Annotated in this window: 14 protein-coding genes; 11 read left to right on the plus strand and 3 right to left on the minus strand. The window is 36.6% G+C overall.

The window, feature by feature from the left end; translation table 11 throughout:
- Position 1: 1 nt before the first annotated feature.
- The 9 genes from MHB55_RS05210 (at position 2) to MHB55_RS05250 (ending at position 12,041) form a co-directional block, all read left to right on the plus strand.
- Positions 2-1,393, plus strand: a complete 1,392-nt coding sequence (locus tag MHB55_RS05210) for an oligosaccharide repeat unit polymerase (RefSeq protein ID WP_340862756.1) — start codon at positions 2-4, stop codon at positions 1,391-1,393.
- On the plus strand, positions 1,390-2,505 hold the full coding sequence (locus MHB55_RS05215; RefSeq protein WP_340862757.1) for a glycosyltransferase: 1,116 nt from the start codon (positions 1,390-1,392) through the stop codon (positions 2,503-2,505). Before MHB55_RS05210 ends, MHB55_RS05215 begins: the two co-directional genes overlap by 4 nt.
- The gene (locus tag MHB55_RS05220; protein WP_144537533.1) at positions 2,502-3,578 is read left to right on the plus strand and encodes a glycosyltransferase; all 1,077 of its coding nucleotides are present in this window, start codon (positions 2,502-2,504) and stop codon (positions 3,576-3,578) included. Before MHB55_RS05215 ends, MHB55_RS05220 begins: the two co-directional genes overlap by 4 nt.
- A gap of 39 nt (positions 3,579-3,617) precedes the next feature.
- Entirely contained in the window at positions 3,618-4,481 is an 864-nt protein-coding gene (gene galU, locus MHB55_RS05225) for a UTP--glucose-1-phosphate uridylyltransferase GalU (RefSeq protein WP_144537535.1), read from the plus strand.
- A gap of 11 nt (positions 4,482-4,492) precedes the next feature.
- Complete coding sequence (locus MHB55_RS05230; RefSeq protein WP_144538234.1) at positions 4,493-5,713, plus strand: glycosyltransferase family 4 protein; 1,221 nt, start codon at positions 4,493-4,495, stop codon at positions 5,711-5,713.
- Between the two features lie 79 nt (positions 5,714-5,792).
- Complete coding sequence (locus MHB55_RS05235) at positions 5,793-6,836, plus strand: LCP family glycopolymer transferase (RefSeq protein WP_144537537.1); 1,044 nt, start codon at positions 5,793-5,795, stop codon at positions 6,834-6,836.
- Between the two features lie 142 nt (positions 6,837-6,978).
- The gene (locus MHB55_RS05240; RefSeq protein ID WP_340862758.1) at positions 6,979-9,495 is read left to right on the plus strand and encodes an SH3 domain-containing protein; all 2,517 of its coding nucleotides are present in this window, start codon (positions 6,979-6,981) and stop codon (positions 9,493-9,495) included.
- A 299-nt stretch (positions 9,496-9,794) separates the two neighbouring features.
- On the plus strand, positions 9,795-10,505 hold the full coding sequence (locus tag MHB55_RS05245) for an SH3 domain-containing protein (RefSeq protein WP_144537541.1): 711 nt from the start codon (positions 9,795-9,797) through the stop codon (positions 10,503-10,505).
- Positions 10,506-12,041, plus strand: coding sequence for a SpoIID/LytB domain-containing protein (locus MHB55_RS05250; protein WP_144537543.1), 1,536 nt, complete (start codon positions 10,506-10,508; stop codon positions 12,039-12,041).
- Positions 12,042-12,107: 66 nt separating this feature from the next.
- Here MHB55_RS05250 and MHB55_RS05255 read toward each other — a convergent pair whose 3' ends face one another.
- The 3 genes from MHB55_RS05255 to MHB55_RS05265 form a co-directional block, all read right to left on the minus strand.
- The gene (locus MHB55_RS05255; RefSeq protein WP_144537545.1) at positions 12,108-12,512 is read right to left on the minus strand and encodes a histidine kinase; all 405 of its coding nucleotides are present in this window, start codon (positions 12,510-12,512) and stop codon (positions 12,108-12,110) included.
- A gap of 91 nt (positions 12,513-12,603) precedes the next feature.
- Entirely contained in the window at positions 12,604-13,779 is a 1,176-nt protein-coding gene (locus tag MHB55_RS05260; RefSeq protein WP_144537547.1) for a CAP domain-containing protein, read from the minus strand.
- A gap of 34 nt (positions 13,780-13,813) precedes the next feature.
- Positions 13,814-14,449 (minus strand): YigZ family protein, encoded by a 636-nt coding sequence (locus MHB55_RS05265; protein WP_144537549.1) that lies wholly within the window; start codon positions 14,447-14,449, stop codon positions 13,814-13,816.
- A gap of 139 nt (positions 14,450-14,588) precedes the next feature.
- On the opposite strand from MHB55_RS05265, the gene MHB55_RS05270 reads away from it, so the two are divergent.
- On the plus strand, positions 14,589-15,734 hold the full coding sequence (locus MHB55_RS05270; protein WP_144537551.1) for a sensor histidine kinase: 1,146 nt from the start codon (positions 14,589-14,591) through the stop codon (positions 15,732-15,734).
- Positions 15,735-15,769: 35 nt separating this feature from the next.
- Positions 15,770-16,444 (plus strand): response regulator, encoded by a 675-nt coding sequence (locus MHB55_RS05275; protein ID WP_144537553.1) that lies wholly within the window; start codon positions 15,770-15,772, stop codon positions 16,442-16,444.
- Positions 16,445-16,602: the final 158 nt, after the last annotated feature.

Consider the following 16,602-nt stretch of genomic DNA (forward strand, 5'->3'; position numbering starts at 1 on the left):
ATTGTTAATATTTAGCATATGGCTCTTTACTGTGGTGGCTTCCACATACCTTTTCAAAAAGGTTTCTGGAAGCCTTTCTCTTGTAAAGCCAAACATGATTTCTATCGTTTATTATTATTCTTTCCTTATCTCCAGTTATATTGGCGGATTATTAATAGCTTTAGGAATAGATGATTACTATATGATCAAAAGAATGGACCATGAGGAATATCGAATCATAGGTTTTATTTTATTGACCCTATTAATGATTTTATTCCCACTAACTCAGTTAGTTGTAGGTAGAATTTTAGGCTTTAATGCGGAACTAGAATTCAACAAGTATCTACAAGAACCCGTTCGTACAAGTGTAGATAAAAATAAGCGTATTTTTAGATTGGCATTTGGGGCTTTATCCGCTATTTCTGTTTTAGCAGTCGCTTATACCTTATTGAAGACGGCGAACGTTCCGTTGTTAGAACTATTAAAGGGGAACACATCAGAGCTTGCAAAGCTTCGGATTGATGCTAGCAGAGGCTTTAGTGGAATTGATGTATATATCCGAAACATCTTTGGAATTGCATTAACACCAGTGCTCTCAATTGTTGCATTTGTATATATGACTAAGTCGAGAGCTCTATACTGGAAAGTAGTTTTTTTCACATTGTTTATATCTAGTATATTGATTTCTACTTATGATTTAGCGAAATCTCCAATATTCTTCTATCTAATCATGTTATTGTTGGCGGGTGTATATACTCAAAAGCTCAAGCTAAATTGGAAGAGAATAAGCGGTTATATTATAGCAGGTAGCGCATTATTGATTGTTATGTATGTAGCTATACAAGGGGTAACTGAGCTAGAAAGCTTTTTGGCTTATAATTCCGGACCAATTGGACGAATATTGTTAGCACAAATTTCTCCTTTCTTTTTACATCTGGATACTTTCTCTCATTCCTTGAGCCCATTAGAGGCGAAGGGATTACCATCTTTTATCGCTGGTATTTTTGATATTGAGCAAGTGCGCTCGGCACGAATGGTAATGGAAAATGTGTTTCCGGAAAATATAGATAAAGGTACGGGTGGAGTACTTAACACTATTTTCCTTGGTGAAGCCTTTGCATCATATGGATATCTTGGAGTTATTGTAGCTATCATTTATATCGCTACTGTCATTCAGGTGTTATATATTATCTTTTTACGTTTACCGAAAACACCAGTTGTCATTGCATTATTTGTTTACTTTACGATTAATATTCCTAGAACGCTTGTAGGGGGAGTTGCAGACTTTTTCTTTAATCCTATTTGGATTATTATGACCGTTGTATTAGGAGGTTTGTTTATTCTGGAGCAGTATTTCCATGTTATTTGGAAATTCCTATTAAGCAAAGTACGAAAAAAAGGAGTAACACAATGAAGAATATTTTAATTTACTATCCTTTTACTCTTGCTACTAATCCTAAAAGTGGTTCTGCAATTCGTCCCATTGAAATGATTAAAGCATTTGAAAATTATGCTCAGAAAAATAACGTAGAAGTAATTGTCATCTCCGGCACAAGTACCGAAAGAAGACAGCTTTGGAACAAGATGATAGCCGAGAAAAAGCAAGAGCAAACATTGTTTTGCTACTCTGAAAATCAGACGATTCCCTTATGGCTTACAGATCCTGGACATATTCCGAAGGATTGGATTATCGATCATGATGTGTTTAAGACATTGAAGAGACTTCATGTACCTATTGGTGTTTTTTATAGAGATGTATATTGGAAGTTTGACGAGCTTTATAAGTTAAAGGGTATTAAAAAGACTGTTATGAAGACCATTTATAAGATGGAAGAAAAGTTTTATAAAAAGTATGTGCACACTTTATTTTTGCCTAGTGACGCTATGGGTAAATTTGTTAATATTGATACAGCTAAAATGGCACTTCCCCCGGGAGGACGCTTCACTGATATAACTACTAATGATCAAAATATTCAATCACCATTTAAGGGTATCTATGTGGGTGGTATAAACAGTGAGGATTATGGTTTGCCAACTTTAGTAGAAGCGTATGCAATATTAAATGAAACGCAGACTAATGGTGAATTGGTAATTGTCTGTCGAGAAGAAGAATACACGCAGCTAAGCAAAGAGGAAAAAGAAAAGCTAAACAAAGCATATATTGAGTTAAAGCATGTGAGTGGAACAGAGCTTCAAGCATTGTATGAGCAGGTTGATTTTGCTTTTATCCCACGTAAAAGATCTACATATAATGATTTTGCTGTCCCAATCAAATTAGTAGAGTATTTAACTGCAGGCTTGCCAATTGTAGCTACAAATTGCTCCGCTCAGGAGGATTTTATCCAATCGGGTCCCTACGGTGTTATCACAGAGGACAGCGCAGAGGGATTAGTAGAAGGTATGCAGGCTATACAACCAGACTATTTGCAGTTTAAGAAAAATATTCAACAAAGCTTTTTACAGCAGCATGCATGGAATACACGTGCTGAACAAGCTGCACAAGCACTTCTAGGAGGTAAAAAATGAAAATAGCAGTATTAGCTCCAAGTAAGTCAATTCATACTCATAAGTGGGCTTTATTTTATCAGTCTAAAGGTATTGATGTGAAAGTTTATACATTTAAGGATCACTATTCAGAGAACAATGCAAAACAGGTGCCAACAGAAATATTGCCAAAGGTTTTACCAGGTAAGGCTTCTTATATTGCCGCAGCACCTGCTTTAAAGAAGCTTCTTAAGGAATGGAATCCAGATATTCTGCACTCTCATTTCATCTCAAGTTATGGTTTATTAGGAGCAATAGTCGATTATAAAGTACATTTTGTTTCTGTATGGGGTAAAGATATATTTGATTTTCCTAAGAAAAATAAGTTAAATGAAAAGCTAGTAAGATTTACTTTAAGTAAGGCAACTGCCATATGTTCTACAAGCCATATTATGGCAAAAGAAACTAATCTTTATACAGATCGTCCGGTTTATGTTACACCGTTTGGAGTTGATTTAGGGATATTCCACCCTGCTCAAGAGGATACTGAGTTTACAGATAAAATTATTGTTGGAACGGTGAAAGCATTAGAGGACAAGTATGGGATTGCAGACTTAGTAAAGGGCTTTGCCTTATTTAATAAAGAATATCCTAACTCAGAATTGCTTATCACTGGTGATGGTCCTCAAAGAAAAGAATATGAACAACTCGCAACTGATTTAGGAATTTCTGATGTGACGACTTTCACGGGGAAGGTTCCTAACACAGAAGTTCCGAATATAATTCGCAAGATGTCCATCTTTGCTGTACCTTCTACAGAAGACAGTGAAAGCTTTGGAGTTGCAGCAGTTGAAGCAATGGCATGTGGCGTTCCCGTCGTCGTTTCAAATGTTGGTGGGTTACCCGAGGTTGTAGTTAAGGATGTTACTGGCATTGTCACAGACAAGGAAAGTCCAGACCAACTCGCAGCTGCTTTTAAAAAGCTAGCTAGAAATAATGAGATGAGAATGAAAATGGGTGAAGCTGGTGTCGCTCATGTTAAGAATCATTACAGCTGGATAGATAACGCAAATTATATGCTGACATTGTATGAAAAATATAATTTAGAGCGATAAAGGTTACTTCTTACGCTCTCAAGAAGAAAAGGTGATTATATGATTAAGAAAGCAGTTATCCCTGCAGCAGGCTTTGGAACAAGATTTCTTCCTGCAACAAAAGCATTGCCTAAGGAAATGCTTCCAATAGTTGATAAGCCCAACCTTCAATATATCATCGAGGAAGCAATTGCTTCAGGAATTGAAGATATTATCATCGTCACTGGACGAAACAAAAAATCAATGGAAGATCATTTTGACAAATCCATTGAATTAGAGCTTTTACTAAAAAATACAGGAAAACTAGAGCTGTTAGAGCAGGTAGAAAATATCTCTAATCTAGTTGATATCCATTATATGAGACAGAAAGAACCTCTTGGACTTGGGCATGCTATATTATGTACGAAAAAATTCATCGGTAACGAGCCATTTGCAGTGTTACTTCCGGATGACATTATCGATGCTGAGGTTCCAGCATTGCAGCAAATGATTTCAAAATATGAGGAAGTACATAGCAGTATCTTAGGAGTAAATGAAGTACCTACAGAAGATGTACATAAATATGGAATCGTGGATTACAGTGCTGCTGAAAATGGTTTGTTTTCGGTAAAGCGATTAGTGGAAAAGCCGTCTGCTCAAGAGGCACCATCAAACCAAGCTATTGTTGGGCGATATATTTTAACCCCAGGAATTTTTGAGGAATTAGAAAAAGTAGCACCGGACGCTAAGGGAGAAATCCAGTTAACGGATGCTATTGATTCTTTGGTTAAGAAAGAATCAATTTACTCCTATATGTTTGAAGGAAAACGCTATGACGTTGGGGACAAGTTTGGATTTTTACAAGCAACATTTGACTTTGCATTAAAGCGTGACGATTTAAGAGAACCGTTACTTGCTTATTTGAAGAATAAATTGAAAGATTAACGGTGATAGCTATGCGTATTGTATATTTATGTCAACATTTCCCACCTGAAACTGGTGCACCCCAAATCCGTGTTTATGAGGTAAGTAAAGAATTACTTGCTCAAGGACATGATATTCAAGTCGTGACTGCATTCCCACATCATCCTCATGGGATTATACCGGATGAGTACAAGGGGAAAAAATATGAATTTGAAATGTGGGATGACATTCCCGTTCATCGCACATGGATTTATCCTTCTAAAAAGGGTACCTTTTGGAAGCGTTTAGTCTCCTATTTCTCATTCACCTTTAGCTCCTTCTATGGATTGATGAAAACAGGGAAGGTAGATGTGATTATCGTCAATTCTCCCCCGATCTTTTTAGGGTTAACAGGTCTAATTGGCGCTAAACTTAAAGGAGCAAAATTTGTTTTTAATGTAGCTGATGTATGGCCTGAATCTGCAGTAAAGCTAGGACTTGTGAAAAACAAAATGTTCATCAAGCTAGCTGAGATATTAGAGTCGTTTCTATATAAGCATTCATGGAAAATTGCAACTGCCACAGATGGCATTAAATCATATATTATTAACCATTCCCAGCCGGAGGAAAAAGTATTTGTATTACCGAATGGTGTAAATACAAATTTCTTTTATCCACAGGAAAAAAATGTAGAATTCTTAGAAAAATACAATCTCCATGAAAAATTTGTTTTTTCATATGGAGGGAATCTAGGTTATGCGCAAGGCTTAGAGTACATTCTATACGCTGCTAAACAGATGCAAGAAACAGTTCCTCATGCACATTTCTTAATTGCAGGAGCGGGTCCTGAAGAAGAAAAGCTACATAAGCTCAAAGAAGAGCTTGGCTTGCAAAATACAACATTTTTAGGGCATCTACCTTTAAAAGAAATGCCTAAACTATTTTCAGTGAGTGATGTAAGTATTGTTCCACTTCGTGATATACAATTATTTGAGGGAGCTCGACCTTCTAAAATTTTTCCGGCTGCTTCATCAGCAGTTCCTGTGCTTTACTGTGGAAAAGGAGAAAGTGCGAATATCATTACTCAAAATAACATAGGTTTAGTAGCACAACCAGAAAATGTTGACTCAATTTCTGAAAAAATGTTTGAATTTGTGGAAATGCAGGTAAATGATAGAAATGCCATGAAAGAAAATGGAAGACAGCTAGCAATGGGAGAATTTAGTTGGACTACCATCGTAAAAGAATTACTACAAAATATTACACAAAAGTAATTTTCTTTGCAATATACACCATCCATTAAATTATGTATAATAAATTAGATAAAATTTAAAAGTAAAGTAGGGAACTAATATGACTACTTCACGTCAAAAGAACAGGAAAACGAAGACGAGAAGAAAAATTTTATATACAATACTTATCGTTGCGATGGTGTTATTGTCTGGAGTTATCGTCTTTGCAACTAATTTGTCGTTTCAAACCAAAAATGCTGTAAATAAAATTTATGAGCCACTAGAGCGTGAGGAAAAAACAGAGAACGAGGCAATAGACAAATATGACAAAGCTAAGGCGGAGGATTCTGCTTTTACCATTTTGTTAGCCGGTATTGAAAATCAAGAAAAAGCAAAATATGGTCGTTCCGATGTTCTTATTGTCGCAACAGTAAATCCAAAGACAAATAAAGTATCTATGGTTAGCATCCCACGTGATACTAGAGTTTATATTCCTGATTTAGGATATAACGATAAGATTAATCACTCGTATGCAAACGGTGGTATAAATTATACTATTAATACGATAGAAGAATTATTAGATATCCCAATAGATTACTATGTTTCAACAGACTTTCAAGGCTTCGAGGACATCGTAGATACTGTTGGTGGAATTGAAGTAGATGTGCCATTTACGTTTAAAGCACAGCTAACAGGCAGTTTAAAATGGAAGACGTATACACAAGGTACAATGGATCTTAACGGTAACGAAGCTCTTGCTTATGTTCGTATGAGAAAGAGTGATCCAGAGGGCGATTTAGGACGCAATAAACGACAAAAGCAAATTATTCAAGAAATAATTGATAAAGGCACGAGCTTATCAAACATAACTAAGATAGATAACATGATCGAGGATATTGGTAACAATGTCAAAACGAACATACCATCATCTGAATATTTTGGATTGATCAAAACATATCAAAAGTTAAAATCTACTCCATTTGAACAACTCCAATTAAAGGGTTACGATGACACACGTAATGGAGTTTACTATTTCATTCCTGAGGAAGAAGCTTTAGATGAGATCAGTGAGCAATTGAAACTTAACTTAGATGACTTTGGACAAAATGCTAAAACAGAATTGAATCAATCAACTAAAATTACAGATTTAACAATAGGAGAGTAAAAGGAACAGTCATTTGGACTGTTCCTTTTACTCTTTTTGCTATTTTAACCGATAATTAAACACCTATTAATCCATTTGTTGGATTGTTTTATGGTAAAATGTGCATTAAAATGTAGAAAACACACGTTTCAAGGAGGAACAAATGAAAAAAGTAATCGCATCATCTGTTTTAGCAACTTCTGTCCTTTTGCCCATTAATCTTCTAACGAGTGATACACTTCACACAAGTGCTGCTACTAATTCAGCGATCACTTCTGCTCAGTTATCAGGTAAGGCAATGATAACATCTAACAATGTCAATATTAGAAAAGGAGCTACAACTAGCTATAGCAGTGTTGGAAAGGTCCAAAATGGACAGCTAGTTACTATAATTGACCGCTTTACAAACGCTAGCGGTGAATTATGGTATAAAGTGAACTTTGATTCAACGACTGGCTGGGTGATTAGTAATTATGTAAAAGAGGTTTCCAATGCTGTTGGTGGAAATTCGACTATAAATGGCAACTCTTATGTCGGTTCGACACAGAAAATAGGAAAGTCTGCAACAAATTTGAGAAGTGGCGCAACTACTTCATATAAGTTAATAGAGACAATTCCTGCTGGAACTTCACTAAAAATATTAAGCAGCTTTACTAATGCTCAAAATGAAGTTTGGTTTAATGTTGAGTATAAAGGCAAAAAAGGGTGGGTACTTTCGGAGCTATTTCTTTTAAATGCTACGAATGGAGATACTGCGACTTCTATGAAGGTAGTTAAACAATCTACTGTACATAAAGGAGCAACCACAAGTTATGCAGCAGTAGCTACAGTGAAGGCAGGAACAACTTTGACTGTTCACCAAGAGTTTACGAATGCTGCTAAAGAAAAATGGATGCAGGTAACCTATGCAACAGGTAAAAAAGGCTGGATTCAAGCTACAGCTTTTGAACAAGCTACAGTTGATTCGAAGACAGTTGTAAAAGCATCTACAGTACATTCAGGAGCTACAAAAAGCTATAAGGTCGTAGCTACGATTAAAGTAGGAACGAAATTAACTATCCATCAGGAATTTACAAATGCCGCAAAAGAAAAGTGGTATCAAGTGACCTATGCTACAGGCAAGAAAGGATGGATATCTGGAGAAGCATTTGATAGTGTATCTACTTCACCAGAAACACCACCAACTGAAACACCTGATATTGGACAAGCTATTGAACAGAATACAAATCTAGTAGTCTCCGTTTCTGTCGCTAATATGCGTTCAGGCCCTGGTACTTCCTACGATGTTGTAACTCAATCTCGATTAAACGATTCATTTATCTCTACCCATTATGCATTAGATGCAAACAATGAAAAATGGTATAAAGTAGGTACAACAAGCGGAGAAGCATGGCTACATCAATCAGTAGTAACCGTTGGTGGCGATGTGAATCCAGGCAATGGGGAAACTGGCACTATTCAACGATATAATGCTTTAATTTATGCAGATAGTAAGTTTAACTCAGCAGTATTACAGGGGTTACCGAGAAATACAACATTCACTGTGTTAAATAAAGTAACTGGTACGGACGGGACGAAGTGGTTAAACATTAAAGCAGGCTCTGTTGTAGGTTGGGTTCCAGATTTTGAGGTAAGTGAAAGTATACCGACTAAGTATGCTACAAAGGCGTCCACTGTTTACAGCAGTGCAAGTGCTACCTCTAAAAAGATAGAATCTATTTCTGCTAGCTCGCCACTAAGAATTTTACGTTCATTAAACAGCTGGTTAAACGTTGAAACACAAAGTGGAAAACGCGGATGGATTCAAGCTTCTCTAGTAGGCGATGCGTCTCCAATCTCACTTATCAATGGAAGAGCAGAAGTACGCAATGGGCAAAATTATTTAGTTTGGACGAAGCCTTCAAAGTTTAATATTACTTACACAATGCCTTCAGCAAATGTATTAAAAGTTAATGGTAATCTATCGAATATTAGCGAGATTGCCTCAGGCTTAACGGGAGTAAAAAGCATGAAGGTTGAAAAAGTATCCGGTGGAACATCAGTATTGACTGTGACATTTGATCCAAATTATACGTACACAATAAGAGATTACGATAAAGAGTTAACGATTAAAGTCGTGCCTAAAGGATTGGCAGGTAAGAAAATAATTATTGATGCTGGGCATGGTGCGAAGGATCCTGGCGCAGTAGGATCTAAAGGTACAAAGGAGAAGGATGTAAACCTTGGAACAGCTAAGTTTCTAAAGGCTGAGCTTGAAGCAGCAGGTGCTATTGTAACCTTAACGCGAAGCACAGATGTATTTTTAGAGCTAAAGGACAGAACAGATATTTCTAATGCTTCTGATTATGATGCATTTATCAGTATCCATGCAGATTCATTCTCTTCTACATCTAAAGGGACTACTACTTACTACAATTCGTCTGTAAGCTTTAATGGTCCTAAGAGCTTTACCCTTGCAAAGAGTGTCCAAGCGAACCTTGTCAAAGCGGTTGGAACATACAATCGTGGCGTGAAACAGCAAACATTCTATGTAAACCGTATGAATGAAATTCCATCAGTATTAGTAGAGTTGGCATTCATTTCAAATCCTTCTGAAGAGGCATTATTAGCTTCAGATGCATTCCGTAAAAAAGCAGCAGTTGGAATTCGTAAAGGAATGGAAGAGTTCTTTAAACAGTAAAAATTTAAGATTAGGAAAAAGTAACCGATAAATCTCCTAGGAATAACTCCTAGGAGGGCATATCGGGAGTTTTTTTGACAGATTTTTTTCAAATAGTTAGTTTAGCTCCAGCGCCTTGTCTCTCGAGGAAAATGGGAAAATACTGTGGTGGCTTGTTAGCTGCCTCTTTGCTTATTCTCCATTTGCTTTTCGGGGCACATAGGCGCTGCCGCTTTTTTATAACAAAAATATTTGTCGATATGTCCAAATGTTGTGTTATTTCTAGCGATAAAATAATAAGAGCGAGGAAGGTAAACAAAATGAAAAAGAAAATTCTAGCAACGGTTGGTATCGTATTAGGTTTAAGCTTTCTAATTGCAATTAATACACCAGCGACTACAAAAGCAAATTCTAATCTACTATTAGCTTCCGTTGACTGGGTACAATCACAATTGAACCCTTTAACTACAAGAGTATCTACTCTAGAAAAACAAATAAAAGAACAGGATGCTTTGATTAAGCAGCTACAAAAAGCAGTTGCAGAGGGTGGAACAGTTATAACTCCTCCTACTACAACACCTACTCCACCTGATAACTCTACGGATTTACCATCAGTTGTGTATACAAATGCTAATAATGTGAAGGTACATAGTGGAGCAACTCGTAATTACAAGGTGCTTGCAACATTTACAGCAAACAAATCATTAAACGTAATTGACAAGCATGGTTCAGGCACTAATTTATGGTACCGTGTAGAAATATCTTCAACTGTAAAAGGTTGGGTTCATTCAGAGGATGTTACAACAACAAAACCTAGCACTGCAACACCAAGTTCCGTTGTAGCAAAAGAAGCACTTAATATACGCAAAGGTGCTACAACTAGCTATGCTTCAATCGAGCTAGTAGCTAAAGGAACTTCTTTAAAATACATAAGCTCCTTTAAAAATGCAAAAGGTGAAACATGGTATAATGTTCAATCCCCAAAAGGAAACAAAGGTTGGGTGCTAAGTACGCTAACTGAGGTGAGATAATTGAATAAAAAATTTATAGCAGTATTAGCGGCAATTTCTTTAAGCTGTGCTTGTGCTAATACAGCATTTGCATATAATCAAGAGACTTATTCGAAGCAAATACAAGTTGAGGTACACAACACCTTTACATCCTCCTTGAACCTAAATGGTATATATAAATTAGAAAATCTTACAACAAAAGAAATGTTTTTTGCTTTACCTAATACACCTATAACATTTTCACAGGTAAATGGTGAGGTTTCCATTTATCAAAAGGGAGCAGCAATGTATTCTTCCCAAGGATATGCGTTACATGCTCTTACAGGAAATGAAAAAATAGTTGTTTTTAATGCTCCGGTAGATGGAAGAAAGGGTGCAACCGCAGATTATGCAGTTGTTAAGTCCTATAAGCCATTCCAAGGTGCAAAATATGTAGCTGAGTTCACGAATGTAAAGGGAGAGCTTTGGTATTCTATAACCGATGAACAAGGTGCCTCCTCTTGGGTTCCAGCAACAAATGCAACCGTAGAATCTGTTGTATCTCAACCACTTGGTAAAACACCAACTGGAACACAGTATCGAGGTAGCTTCAATGTAGTAAAATCAGCAACTAACGTACAAATTGTTAACAGACTAGACTTAGAAAATTATTTAAAAGGCGTTATTCCTAATGAGTCGCCTGCTTCTTGGCATATTGAAGCGTTAAAAGCTCAAACAGTAGCAGCACGCAGTTACACTTTGAGCAAAGCGGGAATCTTAAGTAGTACTACTAAGGACCAGATGTACAAAGGCTATACATCTGAGCACAAAAACTCAAATGCAGCTGTAGATGCTACGAAGGATTTAGTAGTTAAATATAATGGTAAGCTTGTACAGGCATACTATTATTCCACTAGTGGAGGTAGAACGGCAAATATTAGTGATGTTTGGAATTCAACACAGGTGCCACAATTTGTTTCAGTAGATGATTCAATTGAGCAATCCCCTTACAAAAACTGGTCTGTTCAAATTTCAGCAACTAATATTTTGAAGAAGTTTGGTTTTAGCACATCTGATCAGTTGCTAGATGTTAAGCTAACAAAGGGCGGAGCAAATGGAGAGGTAACAGCAGTAACAGCTGTCACAAACTCTGGAGAGAAAACTATCACAGGTAACGAAACAGTAATGAGAAACGTTTTCTTAGATGCAGGCAACAAATCTTTAAAATCGAACTGGTTTGATATTTCATTCACCAAGCCAACAGGCGGTGTAAATGACATTACAGTGCAGCAGGTAAATGGAACAACTCCGATAGATTCGTTAAATGGTGTTTCTGTTCAAACTGCTAACGGTGTCGTATCTATACCGGATGGCTCAGTAAGCATTCAAACAAGTAGTGGCGTCGTAAACACAGATACTGTTCAAACAGGCATTCAGTCAGTTACAGTGAACGGTAAAGGCTACGGACACCGAATCGGTATGAGTCAGTATGGAGCGAAGTCACGTGCAGAAGCTGGTTGGACATACGATCGGATATTGAAGCATTACTATCAAGGCGTTACAATTGAAAAATATTAACCTACCAAAAGAAAAGGCAAGAATGTTGTTAAATCAACATTCTTGCCTTTATATATTTAATGAGTTCTAGTCTTCATGTATTTCTTTTTTATCCCCAAAACTAAACAGTAAATACATTGTAGCCGTAGCAATAGCAAAAATGACTGCCCCCGTAATTGGTAAGTAAATCGTCTCTATGAAAAGTGAAATTGCCATAATGAGCGTAAATGATACGATCATATGCCCAAAATATTTATGGAATTTTTGATGACTATTTGCCTTTAGTTCTATGAAAGCATCTAGCGCCATTATGATGATAAATTCAACGACTCCATAAACAACAATAAACCAAATTAAACTTGACCAACGTTCAAAATCAATTCCTACAAGCAATAGGATTCCAATCTCAGCTGCAATGGAGATAGCAAGTGTCCCGATGACGATAAGGATAACTATAAGAATACCAAGTGCTTTTCCAAAATTTTTTTTCATACAGTTCCCTCATTATTCTTGATGTTATTATTCATTAAAAAGAGCGTAGACAAAGTAAAGAATAACTTTGTCTACACTCTGAAAGCTATTATTATGGTTTGATAAAGTTTTGAGTGTAATAAGGAATGGAGCCATGTGTCCATTTGGCAAAGTAGACGCCAACTCCTACATGAGTGTATGCAGTGTTTATAACGTTTTTACGATGTCCTAATGAATTCATCAATGCTTCATGGGCAAAATATGGATCTGTGTAGCCCATTGCGATATTTTCCCCGGCATTTCTAAATTTTACCCCGCCATTTGCTAAGCGGTCAAAAGGAGATTCACCTTTTAAGTTATTATGATTGAAGTAATCATTGACACCCATGTCTACACTATGCTTTCTTGCCACATCTGCTACCTTTGGAGCGGACTGTAGCACAGGAACCCCATGAGCTTTTCTTTCTGCATTAATCAAATGAAATAATAGATTCTCGTAGCCTGTTTCTAGAGTAGTAGATTTTTTAGGATATAGATTTGGATTTTTATTGATCAATTGGTAGTCTACTAAGTAGATTGCCGAGATTTTATTGTCATTATGCACGTCTATAAAGAAATTCGCTTCATACTTTGGTAAGGAGTATGTAATGATTTCCACAGGATATGTGTTTCCAGTAGTTTCATAGCTTTTACCAAACTCATTTTCTAGCTGACTTATAGTATTTGATACGGAAATTCCGTTTACTTGAAAGGCTTTGTCCTTAGTATATAAGGAAGATATTTTATTACTTAATGTACTGATTGCATAAAATTTATCGTAATTATTATGGTAAATTCCAGTAATAGCTCCAAACTCATTTACTACTGATTTCTTGGCTGCTCCCAATTGAGCGTTCACAGTTGAAATATTGTTACCAATTGTAAAGTTTGTAGTTGCAGCCTTTGTCGGCTTGCAATTTAATTGATTGAGCTTAGTTTTAGACGGCGTTTGATATAAAATTGTTGAATCGTCCTTAATTACTAATCCGCCACCAAGATGGTAGTATGTAGATTTATTTGCATAAACTCGAAAATTTTCACCTGGCTTTACTGTTCGAGAGGATTCAAAGCTTCCATTCACATTTTTGTATATGGTTGTAGGCTTTTGGATGAGCACCCTACCAATTTGTCCTTTTTTTAACTCTACTCCGTCCCAGACGACCTTTTCTGGACAATCAGCTGCAAAAGTTATTGCCGGAGCAATACTTAATCCGAATAATAAAAGAAATAAAATTGAGAATTTTTTCATGTTTTTCCATCACTCCTCATTACTTTATTATAAATCAAACGACGTCAAACTCCAAAAATACTTTCTCTACGGTGTCGATTATTGCTTGTCCGTTTGTTATTTCTGTTACCCACTCTAAAAATTTTACCTCATCCTCCGCTTTTGTGTATACATAAATTTCCACTAAATCTGCATAGGCAATTTCTTTTAATTGGAAAATAGAGTTTCTTATTTCATTCTCCACTTTACCTAGCCATGTATAATCTATGGAGACTTTCATTAAGTGATGAAGCTGGCATTCTACTTCCCCAGTAGCATCTATCCCTTCTGTAGTAGCTTTGCCATAAGCCCTTATAAGGCCTCCGCCTCCCAGTTTAATACCACCAAAGTAACGCGTCACTACTACTACTGTATCCTTTAGTGCTCTTTTTTTAAGGACTTCAAGCATAGGAACTCCGGCTGTACCGCTTGGTTCACCATCATCGTTTGCTTTTTGAATATGATCATGCTCTCCAATAATGTAGGCAGAGCAGTTATGAGTAGCATCTTTATGCTTTTGTTTAATTTTATTAATAAAATCTTGCGCTTCCTCCTCAGACTCAGCTCGTTCAATATAAGTAATAAATCGGGACTTTTGAATAATAATTTCACTTTCTCCGTGACCCTTAACTGTTTTATAATTGTTTCTCATAATAAATTTCCCTCCTAAAGGCTTTGAAACATACTTGTAAAGTAAATTTAATTTATTTTTAGTCAATTAGTGCTATAATAGAGTTTGTCAGTAAAAATGAATGAAGACTCATGTTGAATGTCTAAAGGAGAAAAAACAGATGACGAACAAGAATCTCGAATTGCAATCGTTAGATGTTATTTTCGATAGAATGGTCGAAGTAATGGACCATTCGAAAAAGGATATATTCATTATAAGCGAACAAAGTCGTCAAAGCTTCGAAGAAATGAAAGTTGAGTTGGAAATAATTCGCGGAAGCATTGAGGCTGTCATACTGGAAGGCGACTCGCTTGAGGCAAAATCGAGACTTGCTCGTAACAGATTAGCAGAGGTTTCGAAGAATTTTAACTCATATGATGAACCACAAGTCCGAAGCGCTTACGAAAATGCAAATGAGCTTCAAATTAATCTTTTAATCAAACGCAATGAAGAAAAACAACTAAGACAGCGTAGAGATGAACTAGAACGAAGATTGCAAGGACTATTAGAAATGATAGAACGTGCAGATCAGCTTGTCAATCAAGTCAATATTGTCATCAATTATCTTACTTCTGATTTAAAGGAAGTTGGAGAAGCGCTTGAAAACGCAAAAATTAAACAAGATTTTACATTGAAAATTATTGAAGCCCAAGAAGAAGAAAGAAAACGTCTCTCACGAGAAATTCATGATGGCCCAGCTCAAATGCTAGCTAATGTGTTGCTCAGAACAGATTTGATCAACCTTACGTATCAGCAACGAGGTGGGGATGAGGCGATGAAAGAAATTATCGAATTGAAGAGCACCGTTCGAGATGCCCTTTCTGAAGTTCGCCGAATCATCTATGATCTCCGTCCGATGGCTTTGGACGACCTAGGTTTAATCCCAACGCTTAGAAAATATATTACAACTACTGGGGAATACAACCCTGCAAAAAAAATACATTTTCAAACGTTTGGAGAAGAACTTCGCTTACAGCCAAATTTTGAAGTAGCTATTTTCCGTCTAATCCAAGAATGCCTGACAAATGGACTGAAGCATGGTCAATTTACAGAAGCTTGGGTGAAGATTGAATGGGTGAAACACAAAATAAACATTATCGTCAAAGACAATGGGGTCGGTTTTGATCCAAAGGTAGTAAAAGAAAAATCATTTGGCTTAATCGGTATGCAAGAGAGAGTCGATTTATTAGACGGTACGATGAAAATTATATCGTCACCAGGAAATGGAACAACAATTTTGTTTAGTATTCCGCTAAATGAGGAATAGTAACTACAGCCGTTTTTAATAGGAGGAAATGACCAATGACAAAAATTATCATTATAGATGATCACCAACTTTTCCGCGAGGGAGTAAAGAGAATACTAGACTTCGAAGATACGTTTGAAGTGGTGGCAGAAGGAAGCGACGGTAGCGATGTACTACGCTTATATGAACAATACTTACCAGATGTTGTACTAATGGACATCAACATGCCTACAAAAAATGGCGTAGACGCTACAGAAGAACTAATGGAAAAATTTCCAGATGCAAAAGTTATCATGCTTTCTATCCACGACGATGAATCATACGTATCGCACGCGTTGAAAACTGGTGCATTAGGCTATATGTTAAAAGAGATGGATGCTGTGGCAATCGTATCAGCGATTAAAGTAGTAGCTAAAGGCGGCTCTTATTTACATCCAAAAGTAACACGTAATCTAGTGGCAGAATTCCGTCGTTTAAGCGAGCGCGAAAACAAAGGAAACTTCCACCAAACAGAAATCCGTCGTCCATTCCATTTATTAACGAAACGCGAATGTGAAGTTTTACAATTATTAACAGACGGACAAAGCAACCGCACAATCGGAGAAACACTTTTCATCTCCGAAAAAACAGTAAAAAACCATGTATCTAGCATTCTACAAAAAATGAACGTAAACGACCGTACCCAAGCCGTAGTAACCGGCATCAAAAACGGTTGGGTTGAAGTTCGATAATACTTCATATGACATTTACACCCCCTCTAATCTTTTGATTGGAGGGGGTTTTGTTTTTTTGGTAATACCGGGGAGAAGAGAAGCTAAACTATTGGGAGAAGTAACGAACCAACAGTAAACATAAAAATGTTGCAGAGAAGCGACAGAACCTTGCGGAA

The organism is Psychrobacillus sp. FSL K6-1267, assembly GCF_038003265.1.
GTDB classification, from domain to species: Bacteria; Bacillota; Bacilli; order Bacillales_A; family Planococcaceae; genus Psychrobacillus; species Psychrobacillus faecigallinarum.